Annotated in this window: 18 protein-coding genes and 1 pseudogene; 10 read left to right on the top strand and 9 right to left on the bottom strand. The window is 52.8% G+C overall.

The genetic code is table 11. The features are described from left to right. Positions 1–100: 100 nt before the first annotated feature. Positions 101–1525, bottom strand: coding sequence for a PLP-dependent aminotransferase family protein (locus IM300_RS19180; protein ID WP_193037855.1), 1425 nt, complete (start codon positions 1523–1525; stop codon positions 101–103). An 82-nt stretch (positions 1526–1607) separates the two neighbouring features. After that, positions 1608–1796 (bottom strand): hypothetical protein, encoded by a 189-nt coding sequence (locus IM300_RS19175; protein WP_063866623.1) that lies wholly within the window; start codon positions 1794–1796, stop codon positions 1608–1610. A gap of 416 nt (positions 1797–2212) precedes the next feature. Here IM300_RS19175 and IM300_RS19170 point away from each other — a divergent pair, with 416 nt between their 5' ends. The 6 genes from IM300_RS19170 to hslJ all read left to right on the top strand — a co-directional run bounded on the left by IM300_RS19170 (position 2213) and on the right by hslJ (position 6654). Further along, positions 2213–2695: an Hcp family type VI secretion system effector gene (locus IM300_RS19170; protein ID WP_193037853.1), complete on the top strand. Its 483-nt coding sequence runs from the start codon at positions 2213–2215 to the stop codon at positions 2693–2695. Next, positions 2692–3171 carry a DUF2778 domain-containing protein gene (locus tag IM300_RS19165; protein ID WP_131636931.1) on the top strand — a complete coding sequence of 160 codons (480 nt, stop codon included), beginning with the start codon at positions 2692–2694 and terminating at the stop codon, positions 3169–3171. The genes IM300_RS19170 and IM300_RS19165 overlap by 4 nt, the downstream gene beginning before the upstream one ends. A gap of 383 nt (positions 3172–3554) precedes the next feature. After that, positions 3555–4949 carry a cytochrome ubiquinol oxidase subunit I gene (locus IM300_RS19160; RefSeq protein WP_193037851.1) on the top strand — a complete coding sequence of 465 codons (1395 nt, stop codon included), beginning with the start codon at positions 3555–3557 and terminating at the stop codon, positions 4947–4949. A gap of 5 nt (positions 4950–4954) precedes the next feature. Continuing rightward, positions 4955–5965 carry a cytochrome d ubiquinol oxidase subunit II gene (cydB, locus tag IM300_RS19155; RefSeq protein ID WP_193037849.1) on the top strand — a complete coding sequence of 337 codons (1011 nt, stop codon included), beginning with the start codon at positions 4955–4957 and terminating at the stop codon, positions 5963–5965. After that, complete coding sequence (locus IM300_RS19150; RefSeq protein ID WP_017693358.1) at positions 5965–6093, top strand: DUF2474 domain-containing protein; 129 nt, start codon at positions 5965–5967, stop codon at positions 6091–6093. The genes cydB and IM300_RS19150 overlap by 1 nt, the downstream gene beginning before the upstream one ends. A gap of 123 nt (positions 6094–6216) precedes the next feature. Next, positions 6217–6654, top strand: coding sequence for a heat shock protein HslJ (hslJ, locus tag IM300_RS19145; protein WP_102751091.1), 438 nt, complete (start codon positions 6217–6219; stop codon positions 6652–6654). A 1-nt stretch (position 6655) separates the two neighbouring features. Here the strand turns inward: hslJ and IM300_RS19140 are convergent, their stop codons facing one another. Continuing rightward, positions 6656–6922, bottom strand: coding sequence for a DUF333 domain-containing protein (locus IM300_RS19140; protein WP_003856935.1), 267 nt, complete (start codon positions 6920–6922; stop codon positions 6656–6658). 270 nt (positions 6923–7192) lie between these two features. On the opposite strand from IM300_RS19140, the gene nifJ reads away from it, so the two are divergent. Both nifJ and ompC read left to right on the top strand, forming a co-directional pair. Next, complete coding sequence (gene nifJ / locus IM300_RS19135) at positions 7193–10717, top strand: pyruvate:ferredoxin (flavodoxin) oxidoreductase (RefSeq protein WP_193037847.1); 3525 nt, start codon at positions 7193–7195, stop codon at positions 10715–10717. Between the two features lie 387 nt (positions 10718–11104). Beyond that, positions 11105–12232, top strand: coding sequence for a porin OmpC (gene ompC, locus IM300_RS19130; protein WP_193037845.1), 1128 nt, complete (start codon positions 11105–11107; stop codon positions 12230–12232). Positions 12233–12266: 34 nt separating this feature from the next. Here ompC and IM300_RS19125 read toward each other — a convergent pair whose 3' ends face one another. The 3 genes from IM300_RS19125 to IM300_RS22780 all read right to left on the bottom strand — a co-directional run bounded on the left by IM300_RS19125 (position 12267) and on the right by IM300_RS22780 (position 13096). Then, positions 12267–12689, bottom strand: a complete 423-nt coding sequence (locus IM300_RS19125) for a GFA family protein (protein ID WP_193037843.1) — start codon at positions 12687–12689, stop codon at positions 12267–12269. Between the two features lie 3 nt (positions 12690–12692). Beyond that, positions 12693–12890 carry a hypothetical protein gene (locus IM300_RS19120; protein WP_193037841.1) on the bottom strand — a complete coding sequence of 66 codons (198 nt, stop codon included), beginning with the start codon at positions 12888–12890 and terminating at the stop codon, positions 12693–12695. A gap of 74 nt (positions 12891–12964) precedes the next feature. Beyond that, entirely contained in the window at positions 12965–13096 is a 132-nt protein-coding gene (locus tag IM300_RS22780; protein ID WP_255507681.1) for a hypothetical protein, read from the bottom strand. Positions 13097–13129: 33 nt separating this feature from the next. Between IM300_RS22780 and IM300_RS19115 the strand changes: the two are divergent. Then, positions 13130–13375: pseudogene (locus IM300_RS19115) on the top strand (tyrosine-type recombinase/integrase); the annotation flags it as partial. Between the two features lie 49 nt (positions 13376–13424). After that, on the top strand, positions 13425–14360 hold the full coding sequence (gene ttcA / locus IM300_RS19110) for a tRNA 2-thiocytidine(32) synthetase TtcA (protein WP_063866612.1): 936 nt from the start codon (positions 13425–13427) through the stop codon (positions 14358–14360). Positions 14361–14402: 42 nt separating this feature from the next. Here the strand turns inward: ttcA and dbpA are convergent, their stop codons facing one another. From dbpA to zntB, 3 genes are all read right to left on the bottom strand, one after another. Further along, on the bottom strand, positions 14403–15776 hold the full coding sequence (gene dbpA, locus IM300_RS19105) for an ATP-dependent RNA helicase DbpA (RefSeq protein ID WP_063449900.1): 1374 nt from the start codon (positions 15774–15776) through the stop codon (positions 14403–14405). 57 nt (positions 15777–15833) lie between these two features. Further along, complete coding sequence (locus IM300_RS19100; RefSeq protein WP_369750614.1) at positions 15834–15980, bottom strand: hypothetical protein; 147 nt, start codon at positions 15978–15980, stop codon at positions 15834–15836. Positions 15981–16260: 280 nt separating this feature from the next. Next, positions 16261–17244: a zinc transporter ZntB gene (gene zntB, locus IM300_RS19095; RefSeq protein ID WP_063866610.1), complete on the bottom strand. Its 984-nt coding sequence runs from the start codon at positions 17242–17244 to the stop codon at positions 16261–16263. Positions 17245–17289: the final 45 nt, after the last annotated feature.

The following is a 17289-nucleotide window of genomic DNA, read 5'->3' as shown; positions in this document are numbered from 1 at the left end:
AGCACACGTTTGTCGGATCGATACGTGACAACGTCACGCTTTTAAGCCGTACCCCCATATTAAAGGTAGACCGCGCGCCCTGCCGCTTCAGGAATTTTCATCAAGGTGTGACTGGCGGCAGCATCATTTCGCGAATTAGCGCCGCCAGCTGGACGACAGCCTGTTCCTCCTGCTCGCTCCAACCCCAGGAGGTATTGAAACGGAAAAACGGCGTCCAGATGTCGGAGGTGGAAAACATCTTGCCGGGGGCAATGCTGATTTGATGGGTTAATGCCTTTTCACTTAACAGCCCCGCATCCAGCTGTTCAGGCAGCTCCAGCCATAAAAAGTATCCGCTGTCGTTATGATGGATTTTGACGCCGGCAGGCATATGGCGCAGAAGCGATTGCCAGGCCTGCTGTTTACGTTCAGCAAGCGTACGCCGCAGGCGACGGAGGTGGGCGTCGTAACGCTTGGTCGCCAGATAATCCACCAGCGCCAGCTGCATGGGAGAGCTGGTCGATAACGTACTCATTAGCTGCAACTGCTGAATACGGCGCGCATGTTTTCCCGCCGCCACCCAGCCAATGCGAAAACCGGCCACCAGACATTTGGAAAATGAGGAGCAGTGCAACGTCATGTCCTGCTTATCCCAGGCTTTTGCCGGAAGCGGCTTTTCGCGGCCAAAATAGAGTTCGCTGTAAACATCGTCTTCGATCAGCGTGACGTTGTGCCGGGTTAACAAGGCCACCAGCTGGGCTTTCTTCTCTGCGCTCAGCGTAAAGCCGAGCGGGTTCTGACTGTTAGTCATCAGCCAGCAGGCTTTTACCGGATAGTCGTTTAACGCCTGCTCAAGGGCATTGAGATCGATACCTTCCCGCACGTCAGTGGCAATCGACAGCGCTTTCAGCTTCAGACGTTCAAGCGCCTGGAGTGCGCCATAAAAACAGGGGTTTTCAACAATAACCCAGTCACCTGGTTCCGTGACGGCCTGTAAGCTGAGGTTGAGCGCCTCAAGCGCGCCCGCGGTGATCACAATTTCATCCGGGGAGATATTCATCCCCTGCTGAGCGTAGCGACGGGCAATGGCATGACGTAAGTCGACGTTACCCGGCGGCAGGTTTTCAATCACGCTCATGGCCGTGGCGGTTTTACTGACGTTAGCCAGCGAGCGGTTGAGTTGCTGAAGCGGAAAGAGGCGCGGATCGGGAAATGCTGAGGCAAAAGGGACAACGGAGGGGTCGCGGCTGGCCTGTAACACGTCGAAGATATAGGTGTTGATGTCTACCACTTCGTCGCGCATCACCTGCGCGGGCGGTGCAGGCTGGTGCGTGGTCGGGCGCGCGGCAACGTAGTATCCCGACTGCGGTCTGGCAACAATGCGCCCCTGACTTTCCAGCATCTGATACGCGTGGCCCACGGTCATAAAGCTCATGCCGCTGCTTGCCACCTGCTCTCGCAGGGAAGGCAGCTTATCGCCCGGCAACCATACGCCAAGCTCAATCTGCGAGATTATTTGTTGCGCCAGACGCTGGTATTTTTTCATCAGATTCTCCTTATTTCTGACAGTGTATATCAGCAGGAGAAAAAGAGAAGATTTTGCTAACTGTTATGGTAAATGCGGTGGCTTACTTACGGTATTCGGTAACGTGATTCTGAGCAGAATGCGCAGCGGCCAGGTGGTCGAGCGTGATCATCGGCGATTTGCAGAAAATGCATTTCGCGCCGAACGGGTTTTTATCAGACACGTCAAAAGCTGAGGTGCGGTACTGCGAACCATGACAGCATGGGCAGCGGAAATGGATATAAGAAGTCATAGGATTCTCCTGTAAACGTAAAAACGTAAATTACTCATGAGCCGATCAGGCATAAATGGTTCGATACAAAACGAATCGGAATGTAGATAAAGACCCAAGAGAGGCTGCGGAGAGGCACAACGTGATGAGAACTGCTTTATAAAACTACGTCAGATATTTATTTGGATTCAAAACCAGAAATCCATTAACGCATGTTGCTGGTGACAAAGCAAGCTGTTTAATGCGTAAAAATCATAAAAAGAATTTTTTTATTCAGGATTGTCTACAGCATCATTGATTATTCAAGAAACCGATTTCGAAGCACCAACACATAACCAATTGAAATATAAATGTTTTATATGACATTTTATGCCTACCTGGTTGGTTCACCAGAGGTATTAACTTTTCAGATTCACTCAGAAAAAGGGATCTACAGGATGGCAATTCCAGCATACCTCTGGCTAAAAGATGACGGCGGCGCGAGTATTAAGGGCTCTGTCGATGTTTTGAATCGTGAGGGAAGTATTGAAATTTTGAGTTTTGGGCACGGCCTGTATCTCCCTACCGACAACATGACCGGTAAGATCACAGGCACCCGTATTCATAGCCCACTTAATTTTGAAAAAGAGTTCGACAGCTCAAGCCCCTATTTGTACAAAGCAGTAGCAAAAGGACAAACCTTAAAAAGCGCTGAGTTTAAGTGGTATCATATCAATGATGCAGGCCAGGAGGTCGAATACTTCAACATGCTGCTGGAGAACGTGAAAGTTGTCTCTATCTGTCCACTCATGCATGATATAAAAAATCCCGCGACTGAAAAACATAACCATCTCGAAAGTATCGCACTTCGCTACGAAAAGATTACCTGGAAGCATTGCGACGGGAATATTCTTTTCTCTGATGAATGGAAAGACAGATGATTCGATGTACTTTTCATTTAAATGGGGGGCAACTTTCAACGCTGAGCTGTCCTGGCCTGGGCTTTTTCCCCGCATATTCAGGAAACGCAGGCCACAACAGAAACAACCCTGATGCCGTTGCAACGCCTGCGGTGGGGCCATTACCGCCCGGACTCTACTATATCGTTACACGTCCTCGAGGTGGGTTAGCTACCCACTGGCATGATGTTATCAAAGAGTTTGAAAGTGGATCGAACCGTGATTTTTGGTTTGCTCTTTATCGTCATGATAATCACATTGACGACACAACCTTTATCAACAGAGTTGAGCGGGGATCTTTTCGCCTACACCCTGCGGGACAGTCCGGTATTAGTAATGGATGCATCACATTACCAAACCATGCTCACTTCAGAATATTAATGCATGGACTACTGGCGTCCGGCACAATAAAAGTCGCTGCTGGATTAAATGCACTTGGCACCATACAGGTATATTGATGAATGCAAAGAAACATGCCCTGACGTGGGTGGTCGAAACATTGATGCTTTTCATTATTTATTCGCTGGTATGCTACATCATGCCGGATGTTTTGCTTTATCACCTCTACACCAGACATTTTGGATTTGTAACTGAACTTGAATGGAGTGAAAGCTACACATTATTACTTTTTATTTTTTCCTTTCTGCTTAACGCCGTATTGATCTACCTTTGGGCATTACGAAAGTGAGCGTTAACATGGGCGGTAATATTACCGCCCGATACAAGTTTCACATAGACGGTCAAGAAAACTGTTATAGATAAATAACATCTGTCTGTCTCTGCAACCCAGACCTGGCACAGCTTAAAATCGCATCGAATTTTTTGCACTGCGGAGTTTTGCATGTTTGGTCTAGATGCGTTTCATCTTGCGCGAATACAGTTCGCCTTTACCGTATCCTTTCATATTATATTTCCAGCAATCACCATCGGCCTGGCGAGCTATCTCGCCGTGCTGGAAGGGCTGTGGCTAAAAACCAAAAATCCCGTCTGGCGTTCGCTGTACCATTTCTGGTCGAAGATCTTCGCCGTCAACTTTGGCATAGGCGTGGTCTCCGGCTTGGTGATGGCTTATCAGTTTGGCACCAACTGGAGCGGGTTTTCGCAGTTCGCGGGCAGTATTACCGGCCCCCTGCTGACCTATGAAGTGCTCACCGCGTTCTTCCTGGAGGCAGGTTTCCTCGGGGTGATGTTATTTGGCTGGAATAAGGTCGGGCCGGGGCTGCACTTCTTTTCAACCTGCATGGTCGCGTTGGGAACCATCATTTCTACGTTCTGGATCCTCTCATCAAACAGCTGGATGCAGACACCGCAAGGTTATGAAATCGTAAACGGTCAGGTGGTTCCTGTGGACTGGTTTGCCGTGGTGTTTAACCCCTCCTTCCCTTATCGCCTTCTGCACATGTCGATAGCGGCTTTCCTCAGCAGCGCGCTGTTTGTCGGTGCCTCTGCGGCGTGGCATTTGCTGCGCGGCAACAACACGCCCGCCATTCGCACCATGTTCTCCATGGCGTTGTGGATGACGTTGATCGTCGCCCCTGTCCAGGCGCTGGTGGGCGATATGCACGGGCTGAACACGTTAAAACACCAGCCCGCGAAAATAGCCGCTATAGAAGGCCACTGGGAGAACCCGCCGGGTGAGCCTACGCCGCTGCTGCTGTTTGGCTGGCCGGATATGGAGCAGGAACGGACCCGTTTTGGACTGGCGATACCCGCGTTGGGCAGCCTGATCCTGACCCACAGCCTTGATAAACAGGTTCCGGCATTGAAGGCGTTTCCGAAAGAAGATCGTCCGAACGCCACAATTGTTTTCTGGTCTTTCCGCATTATGGCCGGTTTAGGGATGTTGATGCTGCTTTTGGGCGTGGCGGCACTGTGGCTGCGTTACAAACACCGCCTCTATACCTCGCGTCCCTTCCTGTGGTTTGCTCAGCTGATGGGGCCGTCCGGGCTGATCGCCATCCTCGCCGGATGGGTAACTACGGAGGTCGGCCGCCAGCCCTGGGTCGTCTATGGGCTACAGCGCACAAAAGATGCGGTTTCCGCGCATGGCGATCTGCACATGAGCATTAGCTTGCTGGCTTTCTTCGTGGTTTATACCGCGGTGTTTGGCGTGGGCTACAGCTATATGGTGCGTCTGATTAAAAAAGGGCCGCAGCCCCATGGATCCTTTGCGACCGAATCCGACGGCCGCCCTGCTCGTCCGCTTTCTGCCGTCACCACTGAATGTAAGGAGTAACCGTAATGGGTATCGATCTTTCCATTATCTGGTTCGTTATTATCGTTTTCGCCACCTTGATGTATATCGTAATGGATGGTTTTGACCTGGGGATAGGCATCCTGTTTCCGGCAACGCCGGATGCAGACGATCGCGATGTGATGGTCAACAGCGTGGCCCCGGTCTGGGACGGAAACGAAACCTGGCTGGTGCTTGGCGGTGCGGCTCTGTTTGGTGCCTTTCCTCTCGCTTATGCGGTCATCATTGACGCGCTCACCATCCCCCTGACCATAATGCTGATCGGGCTTATATTTCGCGGAGTTGCCTTTGAATTTCGCTTCAAGGCGACTCCGGCGCACCGCCCGTTCTGGGATAAGGCCTTTATTGGCGGGTCGATTGTGGCGACGTTCAGCCAGGGCGTTACCGTCGGCGCGGTGATCCATGGATTCAGCGTCACCGGTCGCGCTTACAGCGGCGGTCCATTTGACTGGTTTACCGCGTTTACTCTTTTTTGCGGTGCGGCCCTGGTGGTGGCTTACGCGCTGTTAGGATCAACGTGGCTGGTCATGAAAAGCGAAAATGCCCTGCAACGGCGGATGCGTCAGGTATCGAAGGTACTCCTGCTTCTCCTTCTGGGGTGCATTGCAGCAATCAGTATCTGGACGCCTCTGGCGCAACCGGCCATTGCCGCACGCTGGTTTACGCTGCCGAACCTGTTTTACCTGCTGCCCGTCCCTGCGCTGGTTGTGATCCTGAGCCTGTGTCAGTGGCGCTGCCTGAATAATCCGGCGAGCCATACCCTGCCGTTTATCATGACCTTAGGACTGGTATTCCTTGGTTTTAGTGGGCTTGGGATCAGCATCTGGCCACACATCATCCCACCGGACATTACCCTCTGGGAGGCCGCCGCCCCACCCCAAAGCCAGGGCTTTATGTTGGTGGGTGCACTGTTGATCATTCCCGTCATTCTGGTCTACACCTTCTGGAGTTATTACGTTTTTCGCGGAAAAGTACAGCATGGGGAGGGTTATCACTGATGCAACAACCTGTATGGAAACGTTTGATGTGGCTTGCCATCATCTGGGGCGGCAGCGTACTGGCGCTGGCCTGCGTCAGTATGCTCTTCAAAATGCTGATGGCAGCGGCTGGATTTAAATCTCATTAAGTATCTCACCGGGTGCGCCGCCGCCCGGTCCTTTCTCGCACTTTCAGATAAACCCCATTAACACCCAGGAGGGTATCGTTACACTGAAAAAATATTTACAGCATTGATAGTTTGAGAAGAAAAATGAAAAAGCTCGCGGCAGTAAGTTTAATCAGCCTCGCACTGGCTGGATGCGTTAACCCTGGCAAAGCCTCCGTTCAGACCGAACAGCTAGAGAACCACCGCTTCGTGCTGGAAAACGTTGATGGCAAAGCGGTGAAAGTCGGTAAAACGCAGCCTGAAATTCGCTTCAGTGCGCAGCCTAATATCAGCCTGATTAACAACATTGTCGTCTCCGGCACGATGTGCAACGGCTTCAACGGACAGGGGAAATTGTCCGAAGGAGAATTGACCGTCAAAACGCTGGCCATGACGCGGAAACTCTGCACCGAGCCGCAGCTTAATGCACTGGATCAGACCATCGCCGATATGCTAAGCAAAGGCGCACAGGTAGACCTGACCGAAGACCAGTTAACGCTGGCAACAGCCGATAAGTCATTAATGTTTAAGCGAGTAGAATAACTCAGTAGCTTCCGCACGACCCTACGGCTAGCGACTGCTCACTACAGCGTTTGCCGTTAGGCAATGCGCACATGCCGATGGCGGAGCCGTCGAGCTGGCGGGCAACGGAAAGTGACCCTCCAATCATTGCGCAGTTAGCTTGTCCAGAGCTGGACATAGCCGCTCTCATACCTGGCGTAACGTGTGCTGCTGTCGCCTGCTGTACAGGTTCATTGCTGCATGCCGATAACAGTAACGCGGCACATCCTACCCAAAATGCTGAACGCATACCTTTCTCCCCATAATTAAAGCGAAACCTAAGCATAATAGGCATCACGCGCCGCATCGTCGAGAGCGGATGTGCGTATTTATGCGCTCTGGTAACAATTTCTCGCAATTTTTTAACGCAACTAGCCATCCAGTCATTGATACAGCGCATACCGAGGACACAAAAGCGAAAATCGCAAACCCTGAGCTTTGCTAAAATACACAGATAATATTCAGGGTCTGTCGTCGTTTTACAGGCCCCTCTTTTTGCGCAATGTAAGGGTGTTGTCCTATGCAAACTATTGACGGCAATGGTGCAGTCGCGTCGGTTGCGTTTCGTACCAGCGAAGTTATCGCCATCTACCCAATTACTCCAAGCTCAACAATGGCTGAACAGGCAGACGCCTGGGCCGGGAATGGCCTAAAAAACGTCTGGGGCGACGTCCCGCGCGTCGTTGAGATGCAGTCCGAAGCCGGCGCCATTGCCACCGTGCACGGTGCGTTGCAGACCGGTGCCCTGTCGACTTCGTTTACGTCGTCACAGGGTCTTCTGCTGATGATCCCCACGCTTTACAAGCTGGCAGGACAGTTAACGCCGTTTGTCCTGCACGTTGCCGCGCGCACCGTGGCCACTCACGCGCTCTCTATTTTTGGCGATCACTCGGACGTGATGGCCGTACGTCAGACCGGCTGCGCTATGCTCTGCGCCGGTAGCGTGCAGGAGGCACAGGACTTCGCGCTGATATCGCATATTGCCACGCTGAAAAGCCGCGTGCCGTTTATTCATTTCTTCGATGGTTTCCGCACGTCACACGAGATCAATAAAATCGTTCCGCTGCCGGACGACACTATTCTGAACCTGCTGCCGCAGGCTGACATTGATGCTCATCGCGCGCGTGCCCTCAATCCGGAACACCCGGTGATTAGGGGAACGTCGGCAAACCCGGACACCTATTTCCAGTCGCGCGAAGCGACAAACCCGTGGTACAACGCTGTATACGATCATGTCGAACAGGCGATGAACGATTTTGCCGCTGCGACGGGTCGCGCGTATAAGCCGTTTGAATATTACGGCCATCCGCAGGCCGAGCGCGTGATCGTCCTGATGGGTTCAGCCATCGGCACCTGTGAAGAGGTGGTCGATGAATTGCTGACGCGTGGGGAAAAAGTGGGCGTCCTCAAAGTGCGCCTCTATCGTCCATTCTCAGCGAAACACCTGCTCGCAGCCCTGCCGGAAAGCGCGCGTGCCGTGGCGGTACTTGACCGCACCAAAGAGCCTGGCGCACAGGCTGAACCGCTCTATCTTGATGTGATGACGGCGCTGGCTGAGGCGTTCAATGCTGGCGAACGCGAAACGCTGCCGCGCGTCATTGGCGGGCGTTATGGTTTATCCTCCAAAGAGTTCGGGCCAGAATGCGTCCTGGCCGTATTCACTGAACTGCGCGAGGCAAAACCGAAACCGCGCTTTACGGTCGGCATTTATGATGACGTGACTAACCTTTCTCTCCCGCTGCCGGAAAACACCCTGCCCTCGAATGCGAAACTGGAAGCGCTGTTCTACGGCCTGGGCAGCGACGGCAGCGTCTCGGCGACCAAAAACAACATCAAAATTATCGGTAACTCCACGCCGTGGTATGCGCAAGGGTATTTCGTCTATGACTCCAAAAAAGCGGGCGGGCTGACCGTCTCCCACCTGCGCGTTAGCGAACACCCAATCCGCTCGGCGTACCTTATTTCTCAGGCAGATTTTGTTGGCTGTCACCAGCTCCAGTTCATTGATAAATACCAGATGGCCGAGCGCCTGAAGCCCGGCGGTATTTTCCTGATCAACACCCCGTACAGCGCTGATGAGGTCTGGGCGCGCCTGCCCCAGGAAGTCCAGGCAGTACTGAACCAGAAACAGGCGCGCCTGTATGTCATTAACGCCGCGAAGATTGCCCGCGAGTGCGGCCTGGCAGCGCGAATCAATACGGTCATGCAGATGGCGTTCTTCCACCTGACCAACATTCTGCCGGGCGACAGCGCGCTGATGGAACTTCAGGGGGCGATTGCCAAAAGCTACAGCAGCAAAGGTCAGGAGCTGGTTGAACGCAACTGGCAGGCGCTGGCGCTGGCGCGCGAGTCGCTGTTCGAAGTGCCGTTGCAGCCGGTCAATGCCGGCAGCCCGAACCGACCGCCAGTGGTGTCTGACGCCGCACCGGATTTTGTCAAAACCGTAACGGCGGCGATGCTTGCCGGACTGGGCGACACCCTGCCCGTCTCTGCACTTCCACCTGACGGCACCTGGCCGATGGGCACGACCCGCTGGGAAAAACGCAATATTGCCGAAGCGATCCCCATCTGGAAAGAAGAGCTGTGCACCCAGTGCAACCACTGCGTGGCGGCCTGTCCGCACTCGGCCATTCGCGCCAAGGTGGTATCGCCGGAAGCGATGGCTGACGCGCCGGAGAGCCTGCACTCGCTGGATGTAAAATCCCGCGATATGCGTGGCCAGAAATATGTTCTTCAGGTGGCGCCAGAAGACTGCACCGGCTGTAACCTGTGCGTTGAGGTGTGCCCGGCGAAAGATCGTCAGGATCCGACAATCAAAGCCATCAATATGATGTCGCGTCTGGACCATGTTGAAGAAGAGAAAGTGAATTATGATTTCTTCCTCGACCTGCCTGAAATCGACCGCAACAAGCTGGAACGCATTGACATTCGTACCTCACAGCTCATTACGCCGCTTTTCGAGTACTCCGGGGCGTGTTCTGGCTGCGGTGAAACGCCGTACATTAAACTGCTTACCCAGCTTTACGGCGACCGAATGCTGATTGCCAACGCGACTGGCTGCTCGTCAATTTATGGGGGAAACCTGCCGTCAACGCCGTATACCACCGACGCGAACGGCCGCGGTCCGGCGTGGGCAAACTCGCTTTTCGAGGATAACGCAGAATTTGGTCTGGGCTTCCGTCTGACGGTCGACCAGCACCGTGCCCGCGTAATGCGTCTGCTGGAAGAGTTTGCCGATAAAATCCCGGCAGAGCTGAATGACGCGCTGCATGCGGAGGCCACGCCTGACGTTCGTCGCGCGCAGGTTGCTGAACTGCGCATTGCGCTTCAGGGTATTGAAGGGGCTGAACAACTGCTGACCGATGCCGACGCGCTGGTAGAAAAATCGATCTGGCTCATCGGCGGTGACGGATGGGCCTACGATATTGGATTCGGTGGACTCGATCACGTGCTGAGCCTGACCGAAAACGTCAATATTCTGGTTCTTGATACCCAGTGCTATTCCAACACCGGTGGACAGGCCTCGAAAGCGACGCCGTTGGGGGCGGTCACGAAATTTGGTGAGCATGGCAAACGCAAGGCGCGTAAGGATCTCGGCGTCAGCATGATGATGTATGGCCATGTCTACGTCGCGCAGATTTCGCTGGGCGCACAGCTCAACCAGACGGTAAAAGCCATTCAGGAAGCGGAAGCTTATCCTGGCCCGTCGCTGATCATCGCCTACAGCCCGTGCGAGGAACATGGCTACGATCTGGCGCTTAGCCACGACCAGATGCGTCAGCTTACCGCAACCGGATTCTGGCCGCTGTACCGCTTCGATCCGCGCCGTGCCGATGAAGGGAAATTGCCGCTGGCGCTGGATTCGCGTCCACCGTCAGACGCCCTCGCCGAGACCCTGCTTCAGGAGCAACGTTTCCGCAGGCTGAACGCTCAGCAGCCAGAAGTAGCAGAGCAGCTCTGGAAGGATGCGGCAGCGGATCTTCAGAAGCGGTATGACTTCCTGGCACAACTAGCGGGGAAAGCGGAAAAATCCACCAGCGAATAACCTTTATGCCCGGCTTGTCCGGGCATTTTTTTGCCATAAAAAAAGCCCGATGCATGCGCACCGGGCGAATCCAAAGATCGGTGAAAATTGCCTCAATCTTCTGAACAATATTCACGGCAATTATGGATGAAAAAATCTTAAAGGCATATAACGCCGGGAAGATTACCTTGTTTACTACGCAATTAATAATTTTTATTTTGTATCTGTCACCGTGATTTATTCACGACATCAATCGTCATTTCAGCCGCATTATTTGGTTGAGATTTTACTTAACCCGTAACAATTATATTTTATTCATCCGCCATCAGAGTGATTTAGCATGGGACACCTTTCCAGTCCGGAAAGTTCACCAAGTAATAAAAAAACAACCGCAAAGGAATAATCCAAATGCAAAGAAAAGTACTGGCACTGATGATCCCCGCTTTGTTAATGGCTGGAACCGCTCACGCAGCTGAAATTTATAATAAAGACGGCAATAAACTGGATCTGTATGGCAAAGTCGATGGTCTGCATTATTTCTCTGACGACGCGTCGAAAGATGGCGACCAAACCTATATGCGTCTGGGTTTTAAAGGCGAAACCCAAATCAACGACATGATGACCGGCTACGCGCAGTGGGAATACAACATTCAGGCAAACAACACCGAAGGTTCTGACAAACAGTCATGGACGCGTCTGGCCTTCGCGGGTGTGAAGGTGGGCGACTATGGCTCCTTCGATTACGGCCGTAACTATGGCGTACTGTACGACGTAGAAGGCTGGACCGATATGCTGCCTGAATTTGGTGGCGATTCTTACACTTATGCCGACAACTTTATGACCGGTCGTGCCAATGGCGTTGCAACCTACCGTAACACCGACTTCTTTGGTCTGGTGCAGGGCCTGAACGTTGCGGTGCAGTATCAGGGTAATAATGAAGGTAACAACTGCGACGAGGATTTCTGCTCTACCAACGAAGGAACCAACAACGGCCGTGACACTCGCCATGAAAACGGTGATGGTTACGGTATCTCCGCCACCTATGATTTCGGCATGGGCTTCAGTGCGGGCGCCGCATACGCCTCTTCTGACCGTACCAACGATCAGGTAAATTACACCACTGCGGGCGGCGACACTGCGGATGCATGGACCGCAGGTCTGAAATACGATGCCAACAATATCTACCTGGCGGCAATGTATTCCGAAACCCGTAATATGACGCCGTACGGTGACAATGCAGATGCGGTAGCAAATAAAACGCAGAACGTAGAAGTCACTGCGCAATATCAGTTTGACTTTGGCCTGCGTCCGGCTATTTCGTATTTACAATCCAAAGGCAAAGATCTGGGCAATGGCCAGGACGATAAAGACCTGGTGAAATATGCTGACGTAGGTGCTACCTACTATTTCAACAAAAATATGTCTACCTATGTTGATTATAAAATCAACCTGCTGGATGAAGATGATTCATTCTACAAAAACAACGGCATTGGTACTGATGACGTTGTCGCATTGGGCCTGGTTTATCAGTTCTAATGGTATCAGCCCGCAGAAATCTGCGGGCTAACGTTTAATGATGTTTCGATGCTTCTTTACGGAATGAGAGATAACCAACCACCCCGCTGTCACCATCCATGGGATGATTTACCCCATCCATCACCGCCACTTCCGGGAAGTCGAATGGCGTGACATTTTCGAGGCAGGCGACATTGACACCGTATTCGTTGGGATTGGAGCGTCGTTGATGGAACGTGTAAATACCGCAGACCGAGCAGAAGAAATGGCGCGCAGTGCCGGTGTTGAAGCGGTACTCAGTGAGCCTGTCTTCCCCCTGTATCACCTTAATGCCCGTCAACGGCGCAGATACGACTACCGCCCCACGCATACGACAAAATGAGCAGCTACAGCGGCGTGCGGTATTCAGGCCGTCTGTCAGCTCAACGGTAAACTGTACCGCCCCACAATGGCACTGTGCTTGCCGAATTTCAGCCATCGCTTAACCCCCTTTTCTCACTAACTCAGCTGCTTTTAAAAAGACTTCATCTTCGACACCATCCCCCTTCTGCCTGCCGAGCCTGACCAGCTCATCGATAATACTTTGGCGGTTGATGATCTTCTGTGATGAAACCAGCCCAATAACGGCGGCACCAATCGCCAGCCCAACTAATCCTGTCTGTTCGTCTTTATTCTTCATGGTATCGTAGATAATGGAAAGCTAAGAGGTGCTGTACATTTTGTTAAAACCGCCTTCGTGAAGGCGGCTTGTCATCACTCTGGATCTTTATCACCCGATTCAGGCGCTGAGCCAGGATCGTCTTTGGACTTACTTCCATCCTTCTCCGGATTATCCGGGATGGGGTTAAAATCAGGATGGTCACCATTAACTGGTCGGTCAGTCATTTTCACCTCCGTTTTATTACTGCGTAAGCTTTAAGTGTAGACAACCCATTCGCCTTGTGGGACTCAATTGTAAAACGTGCTGGCATTCGTCGCTGCAATCCGTACCATACACGGCACACTTTCGCATGCTGGTTTTTACCGGCAGCCGCAAACCCGTCTTTTATTGCTAACCAGATGGGGCACGATAATGCGCAGATGGTGTATGAAATCTATGCTACATGCAGAGAAGAGATGAACAGCGAACAGGTGGAAAAGCGGGATACGAAGCTGACGCTTTGAAATCGTTTTCCTCGCCTTGTGCCCCATTTGAGATCTGAGTAACAAATAAATGCAAGAAAATCAAGAAATTAACAAGAAAGAACAGTACAACCTGAATAAACTGCAAAAGCGACTGCGCCGCAACGTGGGCGAAGCCATTGCAGACTTCAACATGATTGAAGAAGGCGATCGCATCATGGTCTGCCTGTCGGGCGGTAAAGACAGCTATACCATGCTGGAGATCCTGCGTAATCTTCAGCAAAGCGCACCGGTGAATTTTTCCCTGGTCGCGGTTAACCTCGATCAGAAACAGCCGGGCTTCCCGGAGCATATTCTCCCCGAGTATCTGGAGAACCTGGGCGTTGAGTACAAAATCGTAGAAGAGAATACCTACGGAATCGTTAAAGAGAAGATCCCAGAAGGCAAAACAACCTGCTCGCTCTGCTCACGTTTGCGTCGCGGCATTTTGTACCGCACCGCAACAGAACTGGGTGCTACAAAAATTGCGCTTGGTCATCACCGGGACGACATTCTGCAAACGCTGTTTCTGAACATGTTCTACGGCGGAAAAATGAAGGGCATGCCGCCGAAGCTGATGAGCGATGACGGCAAACACATTGTGATCCGCCCACTCGCCTACTGCCGCGAGAAAGACATTGAGCGTTTCTCTCAGGCTAAAGCCTTCCCTATCATTCCATGCAATCTGTGTGGCTCACAGCCGAACCTGCAACGTCAGGTCATTGGCGACATGCTTCGTGACTGGGATAAACGCTATCCGGGCCGTATCGAAACCATGTTTAGCGCGATGCAGAACGTGGTGCCTTCGCACCTGGCCGACGTTGAGCTGTTCGATTTCAAAGGCATTAATCACGGTTCAGAAGTAGTGAATGGCGGGGACCTGGCCTTTGACCGCGAAGATATCCCGATGCAGCCTGCCGGCTGGCAGCCGGAGGAAGAAGAGGCACAGTTCGATGAACTGCGCCTGAACGTGGTGGAAGTGAAATAACCTGACAGCGTCTCAGACACTGCTTCTGAGACGCTTTTTTCCTTACTTCAGCAGCCGAACGCGGCAGGTTTTCCCTTTAATCTTCCCGCCCTGCAACTGTTTCCAGGCCTTGTGGGCAACCGACTGGCGAACCGCGACGTAGACATGTGCAGGATGAACCGTGATCTTGCCAATATCTGCCCCGTCGAGACCGATATCTCCTGTTAACGCCCCCAGAACGTCACCGGGTCGCATTTTGGCTTTTTTACCGCCGTCGATGCAAAGCGTGGCCATTTCCGCCGCCAGTGGAGCAACGCTGGTGTTCACCGGGGCATTTACCCAGTTGAGTTTAAGTTGCAGCATTTCCGCAAGAATATTGGCGCGCTGCGCCTCTTCAGGGGCGCAGAAGCTGATAGCGAGACCGCTGTTACCCGCACGCGCGGTACGTCCGATGCGGTGGACATGCACTTCCGGATCCCATGCCAGTTCGAAATTCACCACCAGCTCAAGCGATTTGATATCAAGGCCACGGGCTGCCACATCCGTTGCAACCAGCACGCGAGCGCTGCCGTTTGCGAAACGCACCAGCGTTTGATCGCGATCGCGCTGCTCCAGATCGCCATGCAGCGATAACGCACTCTGCCCGGCATCGTTCAGGGCATCGCACACCGCCTGACAGTCTTTTTTGGTATTACAGAACACTACGCAGGACGCCGGCTGGTGCTGGCTCAACAATTTTTGCAGCAGTGGAATTTTGCCCTGTTGAGAGGTTTCAAAGAACTGCTGCTCTATCGCCGGCAAGGCATCGACAGTATCGATTTCAATGGTCAGCGGATTTTTCTGCACACGCCCGCTGATCGCCGCAATGGCCTCAGGCCAGGTGGCAGAAAAGAGCAGCGTCTGACGTGTGGCCGGGGCAAAGCGGATCACTTCGTCAATCGCATCGCTGAAGCCCATATCCAGCATGCGGTCAGCTTCGTCCATGACCAGCGTTTGCAGTGCATCGAGTGACACGGTGCCTTTTTGCAGATGATCGAGCAGACGGCCCGGCGTCGCCACAATGATATGCGGCGCATGCTGAAGAGAATCACGCTGCGCACCGAACGGTTGCCCGCCGCAGAGCGTTAAAATTTTAGTGTTTGGCAAAAAACGCGCCAGGCGACGCAGCTCACCCGCGACCTGGTCGGCCAGCTCACGCGTCGGGCAGAGTATCAAGGACTGGGTCTGAAACAGGGTTGCATCAATGTGCTGCAACAGGCCGAGTCCGAAGGCAGCCGTTTTTCCACTGCCGGTTTTCGCCTGCACGCGCACGTCACGGCCTTCGAGGATAGCCGGCAGGGCGGCGGCCTGGACGGGGGTCATAGTGAGGTAGCCCAACTCATTCAGATTAGTCAGTTGGGCTTCAGGCAGAACATTCAGCGTGGAAAAAGCGGTCACAATATACTCTCGTGGTAATGATTGCAGTCAGATGGCGCGTATCCTCGCAGATCTCCGCTAACGATGCGACAATTTAATCGGTTCTTCGTCCGGTGGCGGATCCGGCATCGGCTGCGGACGTGGGATGGGATCGGGTATCGGGGTCGGATCGGTGGGCACCGGATCGGACTGCCAGGTGGTCAGGCGTTGCAGGGCAAGTAGCATACTCATCTTTTCCTCCAGATTTGGGTGCTGACCCCTAAAGGGTAGACGCAGATAAACAGGAGGCAAAAAAAAGCCGACTATAAAGTCGGCGTCGTACGAATCAATTGTGCTATGCAGTAATTCAAAAAAAGGAAGTAAGACAATATGGAGCGCAACGCCCATCGCTTGACGTTGCATTCACCTGCGGGAGTAATATTGCACCTAACATGGTCGGAGTTTATTGACTTCGCTCAATTAAAATGTCGTTTTGAAGCAGCCGCAGCATCATAAAAACGTAAATTTACAGCCATTTACTGCGATGCAACCACCATGCAACACCCCCAATCAAAACCACTAACATGACGCAAAACGTGGTAAAGCCATAGTGGTATTCCCCGCCGGGTATCCCCCCCAGATTGACGCCAAAAAGCCCGGTTAAGAACGTACTCGGTAAAAAGACCATCGCCATCAGCGACATGGTGTACGTTCTCCTGGCTAAGGATTCCTGCATCACCTGCGCTATCTCATCCGCCATGACCGCCGTTCTGGCGATACATGAATCGATCTCGTCCAGACCACGGCCAAGCCGGTCGGCAATATCCTGCATTCTGCGACGCTGATCGTCGTTCATCCAGGTCATGCGTTCGCTGGCCAGTCGCGCATATACGTCACGCTGCGGGGTCATATAGCGGCGCATCACGATGAGCTGTTTACGCAGCAACGCCAGAAAACCACGCGGAGGAATTTGCTGATCGAGCAGGTTATCTTCCAGATCGATGATTTTATCGTGGAGTTCTTCAATAAACTCGCTGGCATGATCGGTTAGCGCATCACATACATCCACCAGCCAGCTTCCGCAATCCGTAGGCCCCGTGCCCTCTTTCAGATCGTTAATGACGTCATCAAGCGCCAGCACTTTACGCTGCCGGGTAGAAACAATCAGTTGTTCATTCATGTAAACACGCATTGCCACCAGCTGATCCGGACGTTCATCCGTACTGCCATTTATGCAACGCAGCGTGATTAACGTCCCCTCACCCATCCGGCTGACGCGGGGTCGGAGACTTTCGCCCGCCAGCGCATCCCGGACATTGTTGGGCAATAGCGGCGTGGACGCGAGCCACTCGGCGCTGTCCGGATGCGTGTAGTTAAGGTGCAGCCAGCACGGATGTTCGCTGTCGATTTGATCCTGATCTTCAAGCGGCCTTGCGCCCCCGCGTCCATCAAATACCCATGCAAAAACCGCGTCAGGTACGTTAACTTCAGACCCTTTAATGCTCTCCACTGCGCCTCCACCGTTTTATCTCTTCCGGTGTCAGTCTAGCTTTCG

Origin of the sequence: Enterobacter cloacae complex sp. I2, from assembly GCF_014896205.1 — a bacterium.
Classification (GTDB): Bacteria; Pseudomonadota; Gammaproteobacteria; order Enterobacterales; family Enterobacteriaceae; genus Enterobacter; species Enterobacter quasihormaechei.
Note: the sequence above shows the minus strand (reverse complement) of the source record. Positions and strands in the feature narration are given on the sequence as shown.